Source organism: Streptomyces venezuelae (assembly GCF_008642275.1).
GTDB classification, from domain to species: Bacteria; Actinomycetota; Actinomycetes; order Streptomycetales; family Streptomycetaceae; genus Streptomyces; species Streptomyces venezuelae_E.
The window spans coordinates 2,235,068-2,255,986 of sequence record NZ_CP029189.1 but is presented as its reverse complement, the minus strand read 5'-3'; the positions used below and the strand labels follow the sequence as shown (position 1 = coordinate 2,255,986).

18 protein-coding genes are annotated in these 20,919 nt (G+C 72.8%); 5 read left to right on the top strand and 13 right to left on the bottom strand.

The genetic code is table 11. From position 1 onward, the window contains the following. Nucleotides 1-8: 8 nt before the first annotated feature. The 3 genes from DEJ51_RS09540 to panB all read right to left on the bottom strand — a co-directional run bounded on the left by DEJ51_RS09540 (nucleotide 9) and on the right by panB (nucleotide 2,859). Nucleotides 9-860: an ABC transporter permease gene (locus DEJ51_RS09540; RefSeq protein WP_150257207.1), complete on the bottom strand. Its 852-nt coding sequence runs from the start codon at nucleotides 858-860 to the stop codon at nucleotides 9-11. Then, complete coding sequence (locus tag DEJ51_RS09535; protein WP_190620278.1) at nucleotides 857-1,879, bottom strand: ATP-binding cassette domain-containing protein; 1,023 nt, start codon at nucleotides 1,877-1,879, stop codon at nucleotides 857-859. Before DEJ51_RS09535 ends, DEJ51_RS09540 begins: the two co-directional genes overlap by 4 nt. 110 nt (nucleotides 1,880-1,989) lie before the next feature. Further along, a complete protein-coding gene (panB, locus tag DEJ51_RS09530; RefSeq protein ID WP_150257205.1) occupies nucleotides 1,990-2,859 on the bottom strand; it encodes a 3-methyl-2-oxobutanoate hydroxymethyltransferase in 870 nt (289 codons plus the stop codon). 288 nt (nucleotides 2,860-3,147) lie between these two features. Between panB and DEJ51_RS09525 the strand changes: the two genes are divergently transcribed. Further along, nucleotides 3,148-4,176 carry an endonuclease/exonuclease/phosphatase family protein gene (locus DEJ51_RS09525; RefSeq protein WP_150257204.1) on the top strand — a complete coding sequence of 343 codons (1,029 nt, stop codon included), beginning with the start codon at nucleotides 3,148-3,150 and terminating at the stop codon, nucleotides 4,174-4,176. A gap of 64 nt (nucleotides 4,177-4,240) precedes the next feature. Here DEJ51_RS09525 and DEJ51_RS09520 read toward each other — a convergent pair whose 3' ends face one another. The 4 genes from DEJ51_RS09520 to DEJ51_RS09505 form a co-directional block, all read right to left on the bottom strand. Further along, on the bottom strand, nucleotides 4,241-5,995 hold the full coding sequence (locus tag DEJ51_RS09520) for an NAD+ synthase (RefSeq protein ID WP_150257203.1): 1,755 nt from the start codon (nucleotides 5,993-5,995) through the stop codon (nucleotides 4,241-4,243). A gap of 71 nt (nucleotides 5,996-6,066) precedes the next feature. Next, nucleotides 6,067-7,209 (bottom strand): DUF4352 domain-containing protein, encoded by a 1,143-nt coding sequence (locus DEJ51_RS09515; RefSeq protein WP_150257202.1) that lies wholly within the window; start codon nucleotides 7,207-7,209, stop codon nucleotides 6,067-6,069. Nucleotides 7,210-7,304: 95 nt separating this feature from the next. Further along, nucleotides 7,305-8,948 (bottom strand): multicopper oxidase family protein, encoded by a 1,644-nt coding sequence (locus DEJ51_RS09510; RefSeq protein WP_150257201.1) that lies wholly within the window; start codon nucleotides 8,946-8,948, stop codon nucleotides 7,305-7,307. 92 nt (nucleotides 8,949-9,040) lie between these two features. Further along, nucleotides 9,041-9,496 (bottom strand): hypothetical protein, encoded by a 456-nt coding sequence (locus DEJ51_RS09505; RefSeq protein WP_150257200.1) that lies wholly within the window; start codon nucleotides 9,494-9,496, stop codon nucleotides 9,041-9,043. A gap of 72 nt (nucleotides 9,497-9,568) precedes the next feature. On the opposite strand from DEJ51_RS09505, the gene DEJ51_RS09500 reads away from it, so the two are divergent. Together DEJ51_RS09500 and DEJ51_RS09495 are read left to right on the top strand one after the other, a co-directional pair. Further along, nucleotides 9,569-10,270 (top strand): DUF998 domain-containing protein, encoded by a 702-nt coding sequence (locus tag DEJ51_RS09500; RefSeq protein WP_150257199.1) that lies wholly within the window; start codon nucleotides 9,569-9,571, stop codon nucleotides 10,268-10,270. Beyond that, the gene (locus DEJ51_RS09495) at nucleotides 10,267-11,172 is read left to right on the top strand and encodes an alpha/beta fold hydrolase (protein ID WP_223835737.1); all 906 of its coding nucleotides are present in this window, start codon (nucleotides 10,267-10,269) and stop codon (nucleotides 11,170-11,172) included. The genes DEJ51_RS09500 and DEJ51_RS09495 overlap by 4 nt, the downstream gene beginning before the upstream one ends. Here DEJ51_RS09495 and DEJ51_RS09490 read toward each other — a convergent pair. The 4 genes from DEJ51_RS09490 to DEJ51_RS09475 form a co-directional block, all read right to left on the bottom strand. After that, complete coding sequence (locus tag DEJ51_RS09490) at nucleotides 11,157-11,576, bottom strand: CBS domain-containing protein (protein ID WP_150257198.1); 420 nt, start codon at nucleotides 11,574-11,576, stop codon at nucleotides 11,157-11,159. The genes DEJ51_RS09495 and DEJ51_RS09490 overlap by 16 nt on opposite strands. Nucleotides 11,577-11,702: 126 nt before the next feature. Next, entirely contained in the window at nucleotides 11,703-12,383 is a 681-nt protein-coding gene (locus DEJ51_RS09485) for a DUF305 domain-containing protein (protein ID WP_150257197.1), read from the bottom strand. Nucleotides 12,384-12,409: 26 nt separating this feature from the next. Continuing rightward, nucleotides 12,410-13,111 carry a DUF3105 domain-containing protein gene (locus tag DEJ51_RS09480; protein WP_150257196.1) on the bottom strand — a complete coding sequence of 234 codons (702 nt, stop codon included), beginning with the start codon at nucleotides 13,109-13,111 and terminating at the stop codon, nucleotides 12,410-12,412. A 57-nt stretch (nucleotides 13,112-13,168) separates the two neighbouring features. Further along, the gene (locus tag DEJ51_RS09475; RefSeq protein WP_150257195.1) at nucleotides 13,169-13,555 is read right to left on the bottom strand and encodes a hypothetical protein; all 387 of its coding nucleotides are present in this window, start codon (nucleotides 13,553-13,555) and stop codon (nucleotides 13,169-13,171) included. Between the two features lie 171 nt (nucleotides 13,556-13,726). Between DEJ51_RS09475 and DEJ51_RS09470 the strand changes: the two genes are divergently transcribed. Together DEJ51_RS09470 and DEJ51_RS09465 are read left to right on the top strand one after the other, a co-directional pair. Continuing rightward, nucleotides 13,727-15,088: a glutamine synthetase family protein gene (locus tag DEJ51_RS09470; protein WP_030772013.1), complete on the top strand. Its 1,362-nt coding sequence runs from the start codon at nucleotides 13,727-13,729 to the stop codon at nucleotides 15,086-15,088. Nucleotides 15,089-15,223: 135 nt separating this feature from the next. Continuing rightward, a complete protein-coding gene (locus DEJ51_RS09465; protein WP_150257194.1) occupies nucleotides 15,224-15,748 on the top strand; it encodes a hypothetical protein in 525 nt (174 codons plus the stop codon). Between the two features lie 13 nt (nucleotides 15,749-15,761). Here DEJ51_RS09465 and DEJ51_RS09460 read toward each other — a convergent pair whose 3' ends face one another. Continuing rightward, a complete protein-coding gene (locus tag DEJ51_RS09460; protein ID WP_150257193.1) occupies nucleotides 15,762-17,828 on the bottom strand; it encodes a PIG-L family deacetylase in 2,067 nt (688 codons plus the stop codon). Between the two features lie 241 nt (nucleotides 17,829-18,069). Continuing rightward, nucleotides 18,070-20,820: a PIG-L family deacetylase gene (locus tag DEJ51_RS09455; protein ID WP_190620276.1), complete on the bottom strand. Its 2,751-nt coding sequence runs from the start codon at nucleotides 20,818-20,820 to the stop codon at nucleotides 18,070-18,072. Nucleotides 20,821-20,919: the final 99 nt, after the last annotated feature.

Sequence of the window (20,919 nt, the reverse complement as noted above, 5' to 3'; positions counted from 1 at the left end):
TCCGCGGATCAGGTCTTCTGGCGGAACTTCCGGACCGCGAGCGGCATGGTGACCGCGGTGATGGCCAGCGACCAGATCAGGGTCATCCACACCGAGTCGCCGACCGGGGTGCCGTTGATCAGCGCACGGGCGGCGTCCGCCAGGTTCGACAGCGGGTTGTAGTCCGTGAAGGACTGCAGCCAGCCCGGCATCGTGGTCGGCGGGGCGAAGATCGAGCTGCCGAACTGCAGCGGCATCAGGACCATCATCGCCATGCCCTGGACGGCCTGCGGGGTCTTGAGGGAGAGGCCGAGCAGGACGAAGATCCACATCAGCGAGGCGCCGAAGACGGCCGACAGCCCGATGGCGAGGAACAGGCCCACGACCGGACCCTTGATGGACAGGCCGAGCAGGAAGCCCACGGCGAGCAGGATGGCGATGGCCACCATCATCCGGCCGAGCTCGACGACGATCTTGGCGATGAGCACCGACGACCGGGCGATGGGCATGGACCGGAACCGGTCCATCACGCCCTTCTTGAAGTCGTCGTTGACCCCGGTGCCGACACCCATGGCGATGTTCATGCCCATCATCGCCATGAGGCCCGGGACCACGTAGTTGACGTAGTCCGCCTGGTTCCCCTTGCCGGAGATCGCGCCGCCGAAGACGAACACGAACAGCAGCGTGAAGATGATCGGCATGAACACGACGTCGAACATCGACTCGGGATCCTGCTTGATCTGCAGGGCGTTGCGGCGCACCAGGGCGCCGATGTGCCGCAGGTTGCCCCGCAGGCCGATCCGGCCCTCGCCGTGTGCCACCGCGGCCGCGGCCGGGGCGGGCGCGGTGGGAGCGGGCTTCGTCGTGGTTACGGTGCTCATGCCGCGACCTCCTCGGTCTTCTCGGTGGGAACGGAGTCCTCGACGGAGAGGGGCTTCTGCCCGGTGATGGCCAGGAACACCTCGTCGAGGCTGGGCAGGTAGGTGCCGAGGTCGGCGATGGCGTACCCGCGGGCGGCCAGCAGACCCACGACGGCCGTCAGCTGCTCGTCGCTCAGGATCGGGACCAGCAGCACGCCCTCGTCCGGGACGGCCTGGCTGCCGGCCACGCCGTCCAGTCCTGCCTCGGCCAGCGCGCGGGCCATGCCCGGCAGGTCGGATTCGGCCACGGGGCGGATCTTCAGCGTGCGGCCGCCGACGCGCGCCTTCAGCTCGTCGACCTTGCCGTTGGCGATGACCTTGCCGCGGTCGATGACCGTCAGCTCGCTCGCCAGCTGCTCGGCCTCCTCCATGTACTGGGTGGTGAGCAGCACGGTGGCGCCCTCGGCGACCAGGCGCTGGACCTCGTCCCACACCTCGTTGCGGGTGCGGGGGTCGAGACCGGTGGTCGGCTCGTCCAGGTACAGCACGGCCGGGTTGCCGATCAGGGAGGCGGCGAGGTCGAGCCGGCGGCGCATACCGCCGGAGTAGTTCATGACGGCCTTCTTGGCCGCCTCGGTCAGCGAGAACCGCTCCAGCATCTCGTCCGCGCGGCGGCGGGAGTCCTTGCGGGAGAGATCGAGCAGCCGCCCGATCATGTACAGGTTCTCCCAGCCGGAGAGCTTCTCGTCGACCGAGGCGTACTGGCCCGTGAGGCCGATGGTGCGGCGCAGCTGCCGCGGCTGGCGGACCACGTCGAAGCCGGCGACGGTCGCCGTCCCGGAGTCCGGGACGATCAGGGTGGAGAGGCAGCGGACGAGCGTGGTCTTGCCGGCGCCGTTGGGGCCGAGGACCCCGAGGACCGTGCCCTCCCGTACGTCCAGGTCGACACCGTCGAGGGCCTTGGTCTCGCCGTAGTGCTTGACCAGCCCCCGTACCTCCACGGCGTTGGGCTTGTTGTCGTTTCGCGTCATGCCCCCCATGGGATCAGGCGCCACTGACAAAGCACCGACAGCCGACCGACAAACGTACGACAGACATACGACAGCCCGCCGACACGCGGTCGGCGGGCTGTCGGAGCGATCGCGTGCGATCAGTGGAAGGCGTGCTCCGCCTGCGGGAACGTTCCGCCGACCACGTCCTCGGCGAAGGCCCTCGCCGCGCCCGTCATCGTCTCGCGGAGCTTCGCGTACTGCTTGACGAACTTCGGCATCTTCCCGCCGGTCAGGCCCATCATGTCGGTCCACACCAGCACCTGCGCGTCGCACTCCGCGCCCGCCCCGATGCCGACCGTCGGGATGTGCAGGGACCGGGTGACCTCCGCGGCCAGCTCGGCCGGGACGAGCTCCAGCACCACCGCGAACGCGCCCGCGTCCTGCGCCGCCTTCGCATCGCGCAGCAGCCGGTGCGCGGCCTCGTCGCCGCGGCCCTGGACCCGGTAGCCCATGGCGTTGACGGACTGCGGGGTCAGGCCCAGGTGGGACATGACGGGGATGCCGGACTGCACGATCAGCTCGGTCTGGGCCAGCGAGCGCTCGCCGCCCTCCAGCTTCACCGCGCCGACCCCGGCCTCCTTGACGAGACGGGTGGCGCTGCGCAGGGCCTGCACCGCGCCTTCCTGGTACGAGCCGAACGGCATGTCGCCGACGACCAGCGCACGGCTCGTGCCGCGTACGACGGCCGCCGAGAGCATGCTCATGTGGTCCATCGTCACCGGGACGGTGGAGTCGTAGCCGAGGTGGCAGTTGCCCATGGAGTCGCCGACGAGGATGACCGGGATGCCGGCCTCGTCGAAGACGGACGCGGTCATCGCGTCGTAGGCGGTGAGCATGGGCCACTTCTCGCCGCGTTCCTTGGCGAGGGCCAGGTCGCGGACGGTGATGCGCCGGGTGCCCGTGCCTCCGTACAGGGTGGCGGAGGCCGCGGATGCGGGTTCGCGGGCAGGCGAAACGGCAGGCGTCATTGCAACTGCTCCTTGTGTCATCTCGAGGCGCCCTTACGACGTCCCCGGACTCACCCCCCATGGTGGCATCCGCGCGGGCAAAGGCGGAAGTGCTCCGCGGTGCGAGCCTGGCCACGGGATCCAATGTGCGCGTTTCGTGACAAGCGGAACCCCCTGCGTACGGCCGTTCGTCCTCCCGGACGTACGACCGTGACCGGCGGTCGTGACGTACGGCACGGAAGGCTCCGGTTCATCGCCTAGGGTCAAGGGGCGGGGACGGAGCGCGAGCACGGCAGTGAGGGCAGCGGTATGGCACAGGCGTACATGACGGAGTCGGGGAACGGCGGCTCGGAGCACGAGCCCTCCGGGACCCCTCTCCGGCGCCGGCTGACCGCCCTGCGCGGGGACCCCGGTATCTGGCGGCGGGGCTGGGTCCTCGCCGGGATCGCCCTGCTGATCTCCCTCGTCATGATCTTCCACGCGGACCTGCCCAACCACGTGGGCAACCTCGGCAGCCTCACCGAGACCTTCCTGCCCTGGCTGGGCCTGGCCGTCCCGCTGCTGCTGGCGGGGGCCGTCTACCGCAGGTCCGCCACCGCGCTCCTCGCGATACTGCTGACGGCCGCGGTCTGGGCGAACCTCTTCGGCGGCCTGGTCAGCGACAAGTCCGGCTCCGGCGGCAACCTGGTGGTGGCCGCCCACAACGTCGACGCCGACAACCCGGACCCGCGCGGCACCGCCGAGTCGGTGGCCCGGTCCGGGGCCGACGTGCTGGCCCTGACCGAGCTCAAGGGCAGCGCCGTCCCCGTCTACGAGAAGGCCCTCGCGGCCACGTACAAGTACCACTCCGTCGAGGGCACCGTCGGCCTGTGGAGCAAGTACCCGCTCACCGCGAGCGCGCCCGTCGACATCCGGATGGGCTGGACCCGGGCCATGCGCGCCACCGTCGCCACCCCCCAGGGGCCGGTCGCCGCCTTCGTCGCCCACCTGCCCTCCGTCCGGGTCAAGCTGAACGCCGGCTTCACCGCAAACCAGCGTGACGACAGCGCCGACGCGCTGGGCGCCGCGCTCGCCGCCGAACCGCTGAAGAAGGTCATCCTGCTCGGCGACCTCAACGGAACGATGAACGACCGCGCCCTCTCCGAGGTCACCTCGCAGATGCGCTCCACCCAGGGCGCGGCGGGCGACGGCTTCGGCTTCAGCTGGCCGGCGCAGTTCCCGATGGCCCGGATCGACCAGATCATGGTCCGCGGGATCAAGCCGGAGGCCTCCTGGACGCTGCCCCGCACCGGCAGCGACCACCTTCCCGTCGCCGCCCGGGTCACCGTGAAGCCCTGACGGACGCGCAAGCGCCGAAGGCCCCGGCCGCTCTCCCCGGAGAGCGGCCGGGGCCGCGCCGTTCCTACGCCTGTTCGCGCCAGCCGTTCGTGATGGGCAGCCGGCGGTCCTTGCCGAAGCCCTTCGCGGAGATCTTCGTGCCCGGCGGGTACTGGCGGCGCTTGTACTCCGCCGTGTCCACCATCCGCAGGGTCCTGGCCACCAGCTCCGGGTCGAAGCCGGCCGCCACGATCTCGTCGAGGCCCTGGTCGCGGTCCACGTACATGGCCAGGACCGCGTCGAGGACCGGGTAGTCGGGCAGCGAGTCCGTGTCCACCTGGCCCGGCCGCAGCTCGGCGCTCGGCGGCTTCACGATCGAGTTCTCCGGGATCGGCGGGACCTCACCGCGCTCGGCGGCGGCCCGGTTGCGGTACTCCGCGAGCCGGAACACGTCCGACTTGTAGACGTCCTTGATCGGGCCGTACGCGCCCACCGAGTCGCCGTACAGGGTGGAGTAGCCGACGGCCAGCTCCGACTTGTTGCCCGGGGCCAGCACGATGTGGCCCTCCTGGTTGGACAGGGCCATCAGCAGGGTGCCGCGCAGCCGGGACTGGAGGTTCTCCTCGGCCAGGCCGGTCAGGCCCAGCGAGCCCATGTAGGCGTCGAACATCGGCTCGATGGAGACGGTCCGGAAGTTCAGCCCGGTGCGCTCGGCCAGCTCGGCCGCGTCGCTGCGGGAGTGGTCCGAGGAGTACTTCGAGGGCATCGAGACGCCGTGGACGTTCTGCGCGCCGATCGCGTCGCAGGCGATGGCGGCGACGAGCGCGGAGTCGATGCCTCCGGAGAGCCCGATCAGGACCGAGCGGAACCCGTTCTTCCTTACGTAGGCGCGCAGTCCCACGACGAGCGCGTCGTAGACCTCCTCGTCGTCGTCGAGCCGGTCGGCGTATCCGCCGGTGACCACCGGCTCGTACGGTGCGACGGGCTCCTCGGAGAGGATCACGCGCTCGATCCGCAGCCCGTCGTCCACCACGCCCTCGGGGGCGTCGGCACGGGCGGCCGGAAGGTCGAGGTCGACCAGGACGCAGCCCTCGGAGAACTGCGGGGCGCGGGCGACGACCTGCCCGTGGGCGTCGACGACGATCGAGTCGCCGTCGAAGACCAGCTCGTCCTGGCCGCCGATCATCGCCAGGTAGGCGAGGGTGCAGCCGGCCTCCTGCGCCCGCTTCTGGACCAGTTCGAGGCGCTGGTCGTCCTTGTCGCGCTCGTACGGGGACGCGTTCACGGAGATCAGCAGCCCGGCCCCGGCGGAGCGGGTGGCCGGGACCCGGCCGCCCTCCTGCCAGAGGTCCTCGCAGATGGCCAGGGCCACGTCGACCCCGCTCACCCGGATCACCGGCTGGGTGTCGCCCGGCACGAAGTACCGGAACTCGTCGAACACGCCGTAGTTGGGGAGGTGGTGCTTGGCGAAGCGCAGGACGACCTGTCCGCGGTGCAGCACGGCGGCCGCGTTCTCGGGGGAGCCGGCCGGGCGGCCCAGGCGGGGTACGGCCCGCTCGGTGCGGTCGAGGTAGCCGACGACGACCGGCAGCTCGCCGAGGCCCTCGGCGGCCAGCCGCTCCGCGAGCCCGCGCAGCGCGGCCCGGGAGGCCTCCACGAAGGAACCGCGCAGGGCGAGGTCCTCGACGGGGTACCCGGTCAGCATCATCTCCGGGAACGCCACCAGGTGGGCACCCTGCTCGGCGGAGTGCCGGGTCCAGTGGACGACCGAGTCGGCGTTCGCGGCGATGTCGCCGACGTGGGAGTCGATCTGGTTCAGAGCGAGTCGAAGTTGAGGCACGGGGCCCAGTGTAATCGTCTTTCTGACGCGATGTCCTGGACCCCGCCTGTTTCCTGCGATGTGACGCTACGTCAGCCGATCGGGCCCGCGTACTTCACGCGGTCGAACATGATCCCGGCGGTGATGTCCGCGGAGATGCTCCTGGTGCCCTCGGGCACCTCGAAGGCCATGATCCCGCTGGCGGATTCGCCCGGCAGGACCGAACCCGAGAGCATCTTCGGTACCTGCCCGCCGTCGTAGACGATGTCGGCGGTCATGCCCTGGTCGTCACGGACGTTGGGCACGGCGAAGATCACGTCGTGCGGCTCGGTCGACCCGTTGGTGATGGTGACGGTGAGCTGGACCGCGTTCTTGATCCTCTCGCGGGAGTACTTGCTCTTCGGCTCGTACGCCGTCGGAACCGAGAGGCTCACCTTGATGCCGTTCGAGTACGTGAAGGTCTCGCCGAACGGCAGCGCGCTGGTCAGCCCGGGGACCTGGGTGGGCGAAGGCGGCGTGGAGGGCCGGGGCTCCTTGCCGGGGCGGCGTCCGTCCCGTCCCAGGTGCTCCTCGACCTGCCGGTCGGCACGGCTCTCGGCCCTGTCGACGACCAGGAAGGTGAGGAAGAAGCCGCCGACCGAGGAGAGCAGGCCGAGTACGGCGAGAACGGTGCCGACGACGGCCATCGACTTGTTCGGCGCGCCCTTGTTGGCGCGGACGACACCGCCGATGCCGAGGCCCACGCCGACGGCGGCGACCAGGGTGCCGGCCCAGAAGAGGAACGGGATGACGCCCAGGACGATGCCGAAGCCACCGGTGATGACGGCGGCCACCGCCAGGCCGTTTCCGGTCGGGGCGGGCTGCGCGTACCCGGGGTACGGGGCTCCGGGGAAGGCGGGGGTGGGCGCACCCCACTGGTGGCTCTGAGGTGCCGGGGTGCCGTAGCCCGGGGCCCCCGCGGGGGTGGGAGCGGGCGGCGTCGGCGGGGCGAAGGCCGACGGGGGCCGTACCGGCTCCGGTGCCGCGGGCGCGGGCGCGGGGGCCGCCGGGGTCTCGGGGGCCGCCGGGGTCTCGGGGGCCGCCGGGGTCTCGGGGGCCGCCGGGGCCTCCGGGGTCTTCTCCAGTGACAGCGGCTGCGCGGGCGCGGGTATGGAGTCCGTCTCGGGTGTCGGGGTGTCCGCCGGCCCGGTCGGCGGACCGGCGGGAGTGCTGGGCGGGTTCGGCGGGGTGCTCATACCGGCGGGTCAGTCCTTTTGCAGCGGCAGTCGTGATCACCGCAAGGGTGTCATGCCCGTGCCCGAGGCCCCGCCGGATTTCCGCTCCGCCCGCCCTACAGCTGGTAGCCGAGCACCGTCATCATCCCGGACTCCGAGTGGTAGACGTTGTGGCAGTGCGTCATCCACAGCCCGGGGTTGTCCGCGTCGAAGTCCAGCGTCAGCCGGCGCCCGGGCAGGAGGATCGCGGTGTCCTTGCGCGGCCCGCCCTCCTGCCCGCCCAGCGCGAAGGTGTGGCCGTGCAGGTGTACGGGGTGCCACATGGGCGTGGCGTTGGCGAACACCAGCCGGACCCGCTCGCCCGCCTTGACCGGGTGCCGCTGGTCGGGGGTGTACGGCTTGCCGTCGAAGGCCCAGTTGTAGTTGGTCATGGACCCGGTGAGCCGGATCTGCACCGTACGGTCCGGGTCGCGCGGGGCCAGGGCGACCGGTTCGGCGGCCCGGAGTGCGTCCGCCATCAGCGGCGGAGCGTCCAGTTCGGCCGGCCGGGTCGCGGGCGTGGGCGCCGTTCCCGACCCGGTGCGCAGCACCGCCAGCGCCGAGCCCTCCTTGCCCTCGGCCAGCGCGGTGAGGGGGAACACCCCGTCCTTGGCGGTGACCAGGACGTCGTACCGCTCGCCCATGCCCAGCAGCAGGGACCCCGTCTGCGTCGGTACGACCGGGTATCCGTCGGCGTGGGTGACCGTCATCTCGTGGTCGCCGAGGGCGATCCGGAAGGCGGTGTCCCCGCCGGCGTTGACGATGCGCAGCCGGATCCGGTCGCCGGGCTTGGCGGTGAGTACCGAAGGATCGTCGGCCACCCGCCCGTTGATCAGGTAGTAGGCGTAGGCGACGTCGCCCGCGTCCCCGCCGAGGTAGTCGCTGTGGCCGCCCATGGCGACGTAGGAGCGCTTCTTCGGGCCGCCGGGGGAGGGCGCGGCGGAGGGGGAGGCGGAGGGGGAGGCGCTCCGGCCGTGGACGGCGTGGGCTCCGGCGTTGCCGTTCATGCCCTTGCGGAGCTCGGCGAGGACGGCGTCCGGGGTGGCTCCGTCCACCCCGTCGATCCAGTCGTCCAGGACCACCACCCACTCCTCGTCGTAGGAGAGGGGTTCCTTGGGGTCCTCGATGACGAGCGCGCCGTACAGGCCGCGGTCCTGCTGGACCCCGGTGTGCGGATGGAACCAGTACGTGCCCGGGGTCGGCACGGCGAACCTGTACGGGAAGGAACCACCCGGGGCGATGTCCCGCTGGGTCAGTCCCGGGACCCCGTCCATGTCGTTGCGCAGGGCGAGGCCGTGCCAGTGCAGGGAGGTGGCCTCGGGGAGGTTGTTGGCCAGGGTGAGGGCGAGCGTGCCGCCCGCGGTGGCCCGGACCTCCTGGCCCGGCAGCTTGTCCCCGTAGGCCCAGGAGCGGACGGTGATGCCGGCGCCGAGGTCGAGCGGCGTGGCGGTGGCCGTCACCTTGACCTCGGTGAGGGGGCCGGTGGCCTTGCGGGCGGCCTCGGCCGCCCGCACCTCGGGCCCCGCCGGGTCCACGTACCCCTCGGGCACGTCGCCGATGGAGCCTCCGTGGTTCATCGAGCCGTGGCCGGTGCCGCCGGACCCGGATCCTCCGCCGGATCGGGAGGATCCGGCGGATCCCGCGCAGGAAGCGAGCAGCCCGGAGCCGAGGACGGCCGCGGATGCGCCGAGCACGGTGCGGCGGGTGGGGAGGGAGCGCATGGGAGCACCTCATGGGTGTGGTGTTACGGATGCATGGGCACGGTTCGGCGCCGCCCCGGCACGCGCGGGCATGCGGGGGCGGCGTCGTCGGCCTACACCCGCAGGACCGCCAGCCGGGTGAGGAGCTCGCGGGGCGAGGGCGGGTCCGGACCGCCGCCGGACCGGACCGGTATGCGGGCCGCGCCCCCGAGCGGCGCGGCGCCTCGGGATCCGGTCCGGGCGGTGCCGATGAGCAGCACGACGAGCCCCGCGAGCACGGCCAGGCAGACCGACGTGGGGTCCGTCTCGGTCGCGGGCATCTCGTACCCCCACGCGGGGACCGCGGGCCGGGGCACGCCGGCGGCCGTGGCCACGGTGTGGCGAGCGCCACCGTGGACGGCGGGGGCCGGCTGCTCCGCCGAAGCAACGGAGTGGGCCGGGGACACGTCTTGCACGGCGTGGGTCTCGGTCGGACGGCCCAAGGCGTGCAGGGCGACGATGCCCAGCAACAGTGCGGCGAGCAGCAGCAACCGGGCCCCCGGGGCGGCTCGCCGAGCACTGCGCGTCATGACGGGAACCCTACCCGGGGTGGGTATCCGATCGAAGGAACGACCCCACGTCTGCTTAGGATTAGTCACACTATGTCCCCACATGGACTCTCGCAGAGGACCGCCTGGCCGGTCGCCACCCTGATCGGTCTCGCAGCGGCCGCCTACACGGCGTGGGTGCTCGAAGTCGTCCTCTCCACGGGCCTCAACCCCATCGAGACGTACGTCAGCGAACTCGCCGCCCAGGACCAGCCGCTCGGCGGCCTCTTCCGGGCCACCGACTTCACCGCCGGGCTGCTGGCCTTCTCCGGAGGACTCCTGGCGCTCGTCCGGCTGCTGAAGTACGCGGAGTCCCGCCGCGCCTGGGCGGTCACCGGCTGGTGCGGGGTCGCCCTCTTCGGCGCGGCCACCGCCGCCGACGCCTGGCTGCCGCTGAGCTGCCAGCCCACCGTGGACCCCGAATGCGCGGCCCGGGAGACCGCCGGCCTGGTCCCCGCGACCCACCAGGCCCACGCCGTCAGCAGCAGCCTCGCCATGACCGGGGCCCTCGTCGGCCTGGTCGCCCTCACGGTCGCCGCCCGCCGCTACGGCTGGTTCGCCCCGCTCGCCCGGTACGGCCCCGCCCTCGTCGCCCTCGAACTCCTCGCCACCGTCTGGACCCTGTCCGCGATAGCCCTGTTCACGGCCGGGCGCGGGACCTGGGCCCTCGGCGCCGGCCAGCGGATGCAGGTGCTCCTCGTCGCGCTCTGGCTGGGCCTGCTCGCCCACTCCGTCCACAAGGAAGGCCGTACGTGAGCGTCACCGGCCGGTTCGTCACCGCCCACCCCGGCGACGGGGTCCCCCTGCACGTCGTCGTCGAAGGCCGGGGACCCGTGTGCGTCCTCAGTGCCGGACTCGCCATGGCCTGGTTCGACTGGGACCCGGTCGTCGCACCGCTCGTCGCCGCGGGCCGCACCGTCGTGCGCTTCGACCGCCCCGGACACGGCCTCAGCGGCCCCGCCACCGAGCCGCCCACCACCGCCGGGGAGGCCCGCCGCATCGCCGGGCTGCTCGACGCGCTGGGACTCGGCGCGCCGGGCGCCGGTCCCGTCACCGTCGTCGGGCACTCCATCGCCGCGTTCCATGCCGAGGCCTTCGCCCGCCTGTACCCGCGGCGCACCGCCGCTCTGGTCCTGCTCGACGGCAGTGTCGAGGAGGCCCCGCACACGGTCCTGCCCGCCGCACTGCGCACCGGGGCCGCCCGCGCCCTCGGCCGGGCCGTCACCGCCGCCGGACTTCCGGCCGCGCTGGGACCGCTGGCCCGGCGGGCGACCGTACGCGCCTCCCGCACCGGCGGCCCCGACCCGGCCGCACGGGACCTCGTACGCCGCTGCTACCGCACCGGCCGGGTCTGGCGCGGCGCCCTGCTGGAGAACTCCCGCTACCTCGACATGGCCGCCGAGCTGCAGGCCCTGCGGCGGACGCACCCGCTCGACGCGCCCACCACCGTCCTCGCCGGCCACGACGGCAGCGCCGGGCGCCCGGCGCTGCGCTGGCTGTCCCGGCAGGCCGCCCTCGCCGACCTGCTCGACGCCCGCTTCGAGGTCGCCGAACCCGCCGGCCACCTGGTCATGCTGGACCGCCCGGGCCAGGTGGCGCGGACGGTCCTGGCAACGGCCGGGCAGGACGTTCCCCGTCCCGGTCAGACCCGCGCGTAGACCTTCTCCACGAAGGTGGCCATCTGGTCGTCGGAGAGGTGCTGGGCGAGGTCGGCCTCGCTGATCATGCCCACCAGCTTCTTGTTCCGGATCACGGGCAGCCGGCGGATCTGGTGGCTCTGCATCTCGTCCAGCACGTCGCCGACGTCCGCGCCCGCGTCGATCCAGCGCGGGGTGCCCCGGGCCATGTCACCGCAGGTGACCTTGGCCGGGTCGTGGCCCCTGGCCACACAGTTCACGACGATGTCGCGGTCGGTGATGATGCCGCACAGCCGCTCCTCGGTGTCACTGATCGGCAGGGCGCCCACATTGAGCCGGGCCATCAGCTGGGCGGCCCGGTCGAGGGTCTCGGTGGCGGCAATCCACTGGGCCCCGGGGTGCATGATGTCTGCGGCGGTGGTCATCGCTGAACCTCCTGAGCACGCCGTCGGCACCGGGCGCGGACGCGTCCGGCGTGGCGTCCCCCGCCGGCGGAGCACACGCCCGTACGGGTGAGAGGGCGCCTCTCACCACGGTACGGGCGTGTCCCGTCACCCGCGCGGTGCGGATCCGCGCTGCCGCAGCATGTCCGCCATCAGGGTGAGCTCCGAGCGCTGCGCGTCGACCATGCCCTGCGCCAGCGCCCGCTCGACCGGGGTCTCGCACTGCTGCGCACAGCCCTCGGCCATCGCGACGCCGCCCTTGTGGTGGTCGGTCATCAGCTGGAGGAAGAGCACCTCCGCATCCCGGCCCGAGACGGCCCCCAGCCGGTCCAGCTCCTCCTTGGTGGCCATGCCCGGCATCAGCGCGCCGGGCTTGGCGGCGCCCGCGTCGGCGCCGTGCCCCGCGTGCCCGCCATGGCCGCCGGAGGTCCCCATCCAGGACATCGGCGGCTCGCCGGCCACCACCTTCGGCAGCCCCCACAGGTCCAGCCAGCCGAGCAGCATGCCCCGCTGGTTGGCCTGGGTGTTGGCGATGTCGTAGGCGAGGGTGCGTACCGGCTCGTCCTGGGTGCGGTCGCGGACGATGAAGGACATCTCCACCGCCTGCTGGTGGTGCACCGCCATGTCCCGGGCGAAGCCCGCGTCCGCGGACCGGACCTCCGGGGTGCGGGGCGCTCCCGCACCGGGACCGGCCGAACCGCCGCCGCTCGCCGCGGCCACCGTGGCGGCCGCCGCGAACAGCAGGGCCAGCAGGACGGCCGTGCCCGCGACCCAGTACGTACGGGGCACGGGGCGGTCCGGGCCCGTCGGGCGGCTCACTTGCCGGCCAGCCCGCTCGTGCAGGCCGCGCCCGGCTCCGGGGTCTGCTCGCCCTGCACGTACTTCGTGAAGAACTTCGACACCCGCGGGTCGTCCGCGCTGTCCACGGTCAGCTGCTTGCCCCACGCACTGAGCATGATCGCCCCGGTCTGCTCCTTGACCGGGCTCATCAGCGTGTACGGCGTCTTGCCGACGGTCGCGGCGAGCTTGTCCACGTCGGCCTTGGGCGCCTTCTCGTTGTACGTCACCCACACCGCGCCGTGCTCCAGCGAGTGCACGGCGTTCACCTCCGGCACCGGGCTCTTGTAGACGTCACCGTTGCAGTTCATCCAGCGGGGGTGGTGGTCACCACCGACCGGCGGGTTCATCTCGTACTTCACCGGGGTCTCGACGTGGTTGCGCCCCAGCGTCTTCGCGTCCCACAGCTGCTCGCCCTCGACGGGCTGCTTGCGGATCTCCTCGGCCTCCTTGCGGATCTTCGCCGCGGCCGCCTCCTTGCGCTGCTCGGCCTGCTTCTGGTCGATCAGCACCCAGGCGCCGAAGCCGACGAGGCCGACGACGACGGCCGACGCGGCCGTGATCGCGATGGCCTTGTTGCGCCGCTCCCGGATCTGCTCGGCGCGGCGCATCTCGGCTATGCGCGCCTGACGGGAATTGGGGTCGGTGTACTGGTTGGTCCTGCCGGACTTGCTGGCCATGTGCCCTGGTTCCTTCTGCTGAGGGGGGTGGATGAACGCGAAACCGAACCGGACCGCTCAGGTCCGCAGCACCTGGAGGGCATACAGGTCGGGGGCACGCGGCGGAGCCCCGTACAGCCGGATCCGCGACGCCCTGGAGGCGATCGCGGCGGGCGCCGGCGCACCCACGGGGCCGGTCACGGCGGGCGGCGGCACCGGCAGCACGCCCGGAGTGACGCGGGTGAGCGGCGAGCAGCCCGGCAGGTCGTCCGGCGACACGCACACGGCGTGCGCCACCGCCCCCGCCTGCTGCATGCGCACACCCTGCGACGGGACGTGCGACTCACCCGAGCGCGCACACAGCAGCAACGCGCCGGCCAGCACCCCGAAGACGATCAACAGGGCGGCACGCCGAAGCCCGGGACGTCCGCGACGCCCCGGCTGCGTGTGCTGCCGGCCCCCCATGGGCGCAGATGGTAATGCTCATGACGGCTCCCAGGTCAGTGCGGGGTGCCGCGAGCTTTCCCGTGTGCGTAATGTGGCGGAAACCACGACTGGTGATACTGGGCGGGCCCGAGTGTGCCCCGACGGTCGAGGCGGTGGTGCACAGGCCGTCTGAACTGCGAGGATGAAGGCATGGACAAGCAGCAGGAATTCGTCCTCCGGACGCTTGAGGAGCGCGACATCCGCTTCGTGCGCCTGTGGTTCACCGACGTACTGGGCTTCCTCAAGTCCGTCGCGGTCGCACCGGCGGAGCTGGAGCAGGCCTTCGACGAGGGCATCGGGTTCGACGGCTCCGCGATCGAGGGCTTCGCCCGGGTCTACGAGTCCGACATGATCGCCAAGCCGGACCCGAGCACGTTCCAGATACTGCCGTGGCGCGCGGAGGCCCCCGGGACCGCCCGGATGTTCTGCGACATCCTGATGCCGGACGGCTCGCCGTCCTTCGCGGACCCGCGCTACGTCCTCAAGCGCATCCTCGCCAAGACCTCCGACCTGGGCTTCACCTTCTACACCCACCCGGAGATCGAGTTCTTCCTGCTGAAGGACAAGCCGCTGGACGGCACCCGTCCGGTCCCGGCCGACAACTCCGGCTACTTCGACCACACCCCGCAGAACGTGGGCATGGACTTCCGCCGCCAGGCGATCACCATGCTCGAATCCATGGGCATCTCGGTGGAGTTCAGCCACCACGAGGGCGCCCCCGGCCAGCAGGAGATCGACCTGCGCTACGCCGACGCGCTCTCCACGGCCGACAACATCATGACCTTCCGCCTCGTCATGAAGCAGGTCGCCCTCGAACAGGGCGTCCAGGCCACCTTCATGCCGAAGCCGTTCTCGGAGTACCCCGGCTCGGGCATGCACACCCACCTCTCCCTCTTCGAGGGCGACCGCAACGCCTTCTACGAGTCGGGCGCCGAGTACCAGCTCTCCAAGGTCGGCCGCTCCTTCATCGCGGGCCTGCTGCGCCACGCCGCCGAGACGGCGGCGGTCACCAACCAGTGGGTCAACTCCTACAAGCGCATCTGGGGCGGCTCCTCCCGCAGCGCCGGCGCGGGCGGCGAGGCCCCCTCGTACATCTGCTGGGGCCACAACAACCGCTCGGCCCTGATCCGCGTCCCGATGTACAAGCCGGGCAAGACGGGCTCCTCGCGCGTCGAGGTCCGCTCGATCGACTCGGGCGCGAACCCGTACCTCACCTACGCGGTGCTCCTGGCGGCCGGCCTCAAGGGCATCGAGGAGGGCTACGAACTCCCGGCGGGCGCCGACGACGACGTCTGGGCCCTCTCCGACGCCGAACGCCGCGCGATGGGCATCGAACCCCTCCCGCAGAACCTCGGCGAGGCCATCTCCCTGATGGAGCGCAGCGAACTGGTCGCCGAGACCCTCGGCGAGCACGTCTTCGACTTCTTCCTGCGCAACAAGAAGCAGGAGTGGGAGGAGTACCGCTCGGAGGTCACGGCCTTCGAACTCCGCAAGAACCTCCCGGTGCTGTAACCGCAGTTCAGCGGGTGCGTCCCTCCGGCCCGGCGGTCGTCGACCGCTGGGCCGGAGGCGTTGCTTCCGGGTGGGGTGGCGGCGCCTAGCATGTGGCTGCCGCCCGGGTGGGGCGCACGGGTGCAGGGGGAGAGCGTGGGCAGGAGCAGGGGACTCGTCGTGGGGGCGGCCGTCGCCGGGGGCGTGGTGCTCGGCGTCGGTGGGGCCGTGCTGGCTTCCGGTGCGGAGGACGGTCGCGACGGCTGGGTACGGGAGCCCGCGGGAGTGAAGGTTCCGGCCCGGGCCGGGGGAGACCCCTCGCGCGGCACGGTCGCGGCGGAGCTCGCCGCCGCCGCCGGCGCGGCCGGGCTGAACCCGGGCGCCGCGCCTCCCCCGGAGGAGGGGGAACTCGCCGATTGCATCGCGGACTGGTGGGGCGACGGCCCCGCCGAGGGCGGACGGCTGGCGGCGCTCGAAGCCGCCCTGGGGGAGCGCGGCTGGCGGGTCACGGCCCGCCGGGGCGAGCCCGTACCGGCGGTGGCGCTTCAGAGCGGCTCCTGGCGACTGGAGTTCACCAACGGCGGCCTCGTCGACACCCTCACGCTGGTGGCCACCCGCTCCGGCCGTACCTGCGACGAGGCCTTCCGCCGCGCCGAAGCCACCCGCGGCCCACACGGGTAGGTCCGGCCCGGCGTCAGTGGACCGCGCGGTGCCAGGTGGGGCGCCTGGTGGCGCCGGGGGTCGTCGTCGTGTGGAGTTCGGCGTCCAGGCCCAGGACCGCCGTCGTGGTGGTGCCCGAAGGCTCCAGGACGGCCGACGGGGCGCCCGCGAAGAGCATGCGGGACTGCTCCCACGCCGGCGGGCCGCCGAGGCCCGTGGTGCTGATGGTGCCGCTGTCCGCGCGGCCCACCATGAGGCGGCCCGCCGCGCCGACCGCGCCGTAGCCCGCGCGGCCGCCCGCCTCCGTGACGCTGGAGACGTGCGGCCGGACCGAGGGGCCCGCCGTGACCAGGGCGGTGCGGACGACCCCCGAGTCCGGGCGGCGGAAGAAGAGGCGGACGCCCGCGCCGTCCGGGGCGGCCGAGAGGGGGACCGTGGTGGCGGGCAGGCCCGTCGGTGCGGGCCCGAGCAGCGGGGTGTCCGGGGTGCGCTGGGTCCAGGCGAGGACGGAGTCGGTGGTGGTCGCGTACACGTGGCGCCGCCCGGCCGCGTCGATCGCGGTCACCGGGTCGCTCTGCAGGTCCTCGCCGCCGAGCCGTTCCCACGGAGAGAAGCCGCCGTCCGGCTGCTGCGTGCTCGCGCGCAGGGTGCGGCGCGAGTCGCGGAGGTAGACGGTGACGGCGCCGCGCGCGTCCACGGACACCGCGGGTGCGCTGATCGCCGAGGTGCCCTCGTCGTCGGTGCGTTCCGGGGTGCCGAGCGACTGCCAGGGGCCGAACGGGCCGTCGGGCACGGCCTGGACGGCGTACACGACCTCGCGCCGGTACTCCCTGGGCGCGGCACCGAAGGCGGTGCGGGTGGCGAGGACGGCGACGCGGCCGCCGGGGAGGCGGGCGGCGGTGGCGCCCGGGTCGATGCCCGTGCCCGGGAGCAACACCGGGCCCGCCCAGTCGCCGCCGGGGGTGCGGGTCCAGTACGCGGTCTGGCCGTCCAGGGTGGCGAAGGCCCACAGGCGGCCGGGTGTTCCCTCCGTCAGCCAGGAGGTGTTGTCGGCGCGGGTGTAGCGCAGCGACTGGGCCCAGTTGCGTCCGGTCGGGTTGCCCGCGACCTTGCGGTCGCCGCAGCCCGAGGGGCTGCCGCAGTAGTCCTGGCGGTCCTGCCAGGCGTAGGTCCTCAGGAAGCCGGTCTTGGTCTCGGCGGTCTGCGGGTCCAGCGAGTGCGGCAGGGTGCTGTTGTGGTAGCCGAGGTAGCTCTGGACCGTGAAGTGCGGGCGCCTGCTGACCTGGGCGGCGTAGGCGGCGGTGCCGGCCTGCACGAAGCGGGCGCCGTACATGTGGTCCTGGTGGTCGGTGAACCGGCCGGTCCCGTTCTCGCCGTACCGGTTCGGCGTCGGGTCCTGCATGCGTATCGTCGTCGGCCGGTAGCGGTCCAGGACCCCGGCTATCGTCTGGACGAGCTGGTCCTTGGTGTACGAGAACGGCTGCTTGACCGGGGTGCCGGAGGTGAGCTGCGAGTCCAGCGCGGGTATCCGGCCGTTCCACAGGCCGCGCAGGCTCTCGGGGGTTTCCTCGGCGGTGGTGCGGGCCTCCCGCAGCATCAGCCAGACGAGGTTGACCTGCGGTTTTGCTATGAGGACGTCGAGCTCGGCGCGTCCGCCGCCCTCGGTGGGTATGACCGTACGCTTCCACGCGCTGGTGCGGTCCCCGGTGGCCATCTGCGCGTACGCGGAGCGGATGCCGTTCTGCCGGGCCTCCGCGTAGTGGGCGCGGTCGGCGGGCTGTTCGGGGTCGGTGGCGGCGCCGCCGTGGGCCTCGTTGCGGCCGTCGGACTCGCCGGAGGTGAGGTAGGCGGTGGTGACCTGGGTGCCGGACAGCAGGGATCGGCTGAGGTCCGGGTTCATGAAGAACAGGTCGTCGTCGGGGTGGGCGACGATCTGGACGACCGGGCCGGTGGTGACGCTCGCCGGCCGGGCCGGGTCCGGGTTCTTCTCCTGGGTGGCTTCGGCCGTGGTCAGCTGCCCGGTGGCCACGGAGAGCACGCCGGCGGCGCCGGCTGTCAGCACGGTGAGCAGGGCCGCGAAGCGGCGACGGGTCACGGGCATCGGGTCACGCCTCGGGCTCGGTCTGGTCGGGAGAAAGCGTCGAACAGTCAGAGAGAGGGCGAATCAGCGGACTTGGTTCACCGAATGCGCAGATGAAAGGTGCTCTTCCGGAACAAAATGCGGACGCTGTCCGTCCGGCTACGGCAGCAGGCAGGACGGCCGGCGCGCGCCAGGGCGGCCGGCGCGGAGCCAGGGCGGCCGGCGCGTGGACGGGACGGCCGGCGCGGAGCCAGGGCGGTCCTCAGGGAGACGGCGGTGCGTTGCGCGGGCCCACCGGCTGCCACGGCGCGAGGTGCGCGTTCGGCGCGTCGGCCGAGGAGGTCACGTACAGGCGGGCGTCGAGCCCCACCACCGCCAGGCTGACCATGCCCTTGCCGGTCGTCGTGGAGGAGGGCGCACCGACGAACAGCACCGGGGAGCGTTCCCACGGCCGTCCCGGCCCGGCCTCCGAGCCCAGTTGGCCGCCCGCCGTGCGGCCCGCCAGCACGTGCCCGCTCGCCGTCACCGCGCCGAAGCCCTGGAGGCCGCCGAGGTCGGTCATCTGGCTCACCTTCAGCCCGCCCTCGCCCGTGATCAGCGCGGTACGGACGTTGCCGGAGCCGGGCTTGCGGAACCACAGCCGTACCCCGCCCTCGCGGCCGTCCGCGGTCAGCGGCAGCGTGGTGTCCGGCAGTCCGGTGGCCGTGACCTGGCCCAGCGGCTCGCCCGGCTTCGGCTGCGTCCAGCCCACCACCGACTTGGAGGTGGCGGAGAACACCATGCGCCGCCCGGCGCCGTCGGTCGCGGTGGCCGGGGAGCCGTGCAGGTCGGTGCCGCCGTACTTCTCCCAGGGCCCCCAGCTGCCGTCCGCCCGCTGCACCCGGCCGCGCAGGCTGTTCGCGCCGTCACGGACGTACGCCGCCAACTGGCCGGTGCCGTCGACCGATACGGCCGGGGCGCTGATGTCGGAGGTCCACGTCTCGTCCGCGGTCTCGGGGGTGCCGAGCGACTGCCACTGCGTGAACTCCTCGGCCCCCGGCTGCTTCTGGACGGCGTAGACGACCTCACGCGTGTAGTCGGTGGGCTTCGCGCCGAAGGAGGTGCGGGTGCCGAAGGCGGCTATCCGGCCGTCCGGCAGGGTCACGGTGCTCACACCCGGGTCCATGCCGGTACCGGGGAGCAGGTCCGGGCCCTTCCAGCGGCCGGCGGGACCGGGCCGGTGCCAGAGCGCCACCTGGCCGTCCAGCACCTTGAAGGCCCACAGCCCGTGCCCGGCGTCGGAGGTGAGCCAGCTGGTGCTGGTGCCGCGGGTGTAGTTGATGGAGTCCGACCAGCGGTTGCCGCCCGGCTGGTCGGAGATCTTGAGGTCGCCGCAGCCGGCGGGGCTGTTGCAGTGGTTCTGCTGGTCGAGCCAGGCGTAGGTGCCCAGGATGTCCAGCTTCTCCCTGGCCTCGTCCGGGTCCAGGGCGCTGGGGAGCGAGCCGTTTATGTAGCCGGCGTAGTTCTGCACCGCGAAGTGCGGGCGGTCCGTGACGTCCGCGGCGTAGGCGGCGGTGGCCAGCTGTACGAACCGGGCGCCGTAGAAGTGGTCCTGGTGGTCCGTGTACCGCTTGGTGTCGTGGTACCGGCCGGGGGTCGGGTCCTGGGAACGGACGGTGGTCGGCCGGTACTGCTCCAGGACGCCGACGAGGGTCTGGACGACCTGGTCCTTGGAGTACGAGAACTTCTGCGTGACCGGGCTGCCGGACGCGAGCATGGAGTCCAGGCGGGGAACCTTGCCGTCCCACAGGCCGTGCAGGCTGTCCGGGGCGCTGTCGTAGACGGTGCCGGCCTCGCGGAGCTGCAGCCAGACGAGGTTGACCTGGGGCTTGGCGACGAGGACGTCGACTTCGGCCTGGCCGCCGCCCCTGGTCGGGACGACGGTACGCGTCCAGGGGCTGCCGCGGTCGCCGGTGGCCATCTTGGCGTAGGCGGCGCGGATGCCGTTCTGGCGGGCCTCGGCGTAGGCGGGTTTGTCGGGCTTGGTGACGGCCGCTTTGGCGGCGCCGGCGTTGATGCCGTCGGCCTCGCCGGAGGTCAGGTAGACGGAGGTGACGGGCCGGCCGGCGGATATGGAGTACCGCAGGTCCGGGTTCATGAAGTACAGGTCGTCGTCGGGGTGCGCGACGACCTGGAGCACCCGGCCGGGGTCGGGCGGATCGGGGGCCGGGGTGGGGGTGCCGGCCGCCTTGTCGGGGGCGGTGGGGGAGCCGAGGCGGTCGAGGAGTTCGTTGCCCCGGAGCAGGAGGAGGCCGCCGACGGCGGTGACCACGCAGAAGGCGACGACCTTGAGGAGGCCGGCCCGGCGGCGGCGACGGCGAGGCCGGGTTCGGGCGCCGTCGCCGGCGCCGCCGTCCTTGCCGCGGGTCCGGGCCCGGCGGCGCGCCTGACGGCGGCTGCCGGACGTCTCGGCCTCGGCGGCCGCCGACGCCTCGGGTGCGGGTGCGGATGCTTCGCGGGCTGCGGGGACTTCGGGAGCCTCGGTCGCTCCGGCGCGCGGAGCCGGGGCGGCCGGCCCGGCCACGACGGGCGGTTCGGCCCGCGGGGCAGCCAACTCGCCGTGCGACACCGCCCGGTGGACCTGCCGGGGCAGGTGCGCGTAAGGGTGCGGCTCCTGCGGGCGCCCCTGGTAGGACCGCTCGGCCGGGTGCGCCTGCGAGCCCTGTTCCGGCGGGTACGGCTGCGGTATCTCCTCGGCCGGGTGCGGTCGGTGGGCCTGCTCCGGCGGGTGCGGCTTCGCGGCCTGTTCGGCCGGGTACGGCTGCGGTATCTGCTCCGCCGGGTGCGGTCGGTGGGCCTGTTCCGGCGGGTGCGGCCTCGCGGCCTGCTCCGGCGGGTACGGCTGCGGTATCTGCTCCGCCGGGTGCGGCTGCTGCTGGGTCCGCTCCGGCGGCCGGGTCTGTCGCTCCCACCCCGATCCGCTCGGTACGCCCTGCGGGTTCCGTTCCCCGGGGCCCTGCCAGGAGTCGGACACGTGGCTCCTCCCGGCCGGCCGACGGGAGTACCCCATGGCGCGATAAGTAAACCGATGATCAGACGAATCTTGGCATCGTATGTGCCGCCAGTCGAACAT

Coding starts and splice junctions, on each gene's coding strand:
- DEJ51_RS09470 (WP_030772013.1), top strand. CDS start 13,727: ATGGACAAGCAGCAGGAATTCGTCCTCCGGACGCTTGAGGAGCGCGAC.
- DEJ51_RS09500 (WP_150257199.1), top strand. CDS start 9,569: ATGTCCCCACATGGACTCTCGCAGAGGACCGCCTGGCCGGTCGCCACC.
- DEJ51_RS09515 (WP_150257202.1), bottom strand. CDS start 7,209: ATGAGCACCCCGCCGAACCCGCCCAGCACTCCCGCCGGTCCGCCGACC.
- DEJ51_RS09525 (WP_150257204.1), top strand. CDS start 3,148: ATGGCACAGGCGTACATGACGGAGTCGGGGAACGGCGGCTCGGAGCAC.
- DEJ51_RS09490 (WP_150257198.1), bottom strand. CDS start 11,576: ATGACCACCGCCGCAGACATCATGCACCCCGGGGCCCAGTGGATTGCC.
- DEJ51_RS09475 (WP_150257195.1), bottom strand. CDS start 13,555: ATGGGGGGCCGGCAGCACACGCAGCCGGGGCGTCGCGGACGTCCCGGG.
- DEJ51_RS09535 (WP_190620278.1), bottom strand. CDS start 1,879: ATGGGGGGCATGACGCGAAACGACAACAAGCCCAACGCCGTGGAGGTA.
- DEJ51_RS09480 (WP_150257196.1), bottom strand. CDS start 13,111: ATGGCCAGCAAGTCCGGCAGGACCAACCAGTACACCGACCCCAATTCC.
- panB (WP_150257205.1), bottom strand. CDS start 2,859: ATGACGCCTGCCGTTTCGCCTGCCCGCGAACCCGCATCCGCGGCCTCC.
- DEJ51_RS09510 (WP_150257201.1), bottom strand. CDS start 8,948: ATGCGCTCCCTCCCCACCCGCCGCACCGTGCTCGGCGCATCCGCGGCC.
- DEJ51_RS09460 (WP_150257193.1), bottom strand. CDS start 17,828: ATGCCCGTGACCCGTCGCCGCTTCGCGGCCCTGCTCACCGTGCTGACA.
- DEJ51_RS09540 (WP_150257207.1), bottom strand. CDS start 860: ATGAGCACCGTAACCACGACGAAGCCCGCTCCCACCGCGCCCGCCCCG.
- DEJ51_RS09505 (WP_150257200.1), bottom strand. CDS start 9,496: ATGACGCGCAGTGCTCGGCGAGCCGCCCCGGGGGCCCGGTTGCTGCTG.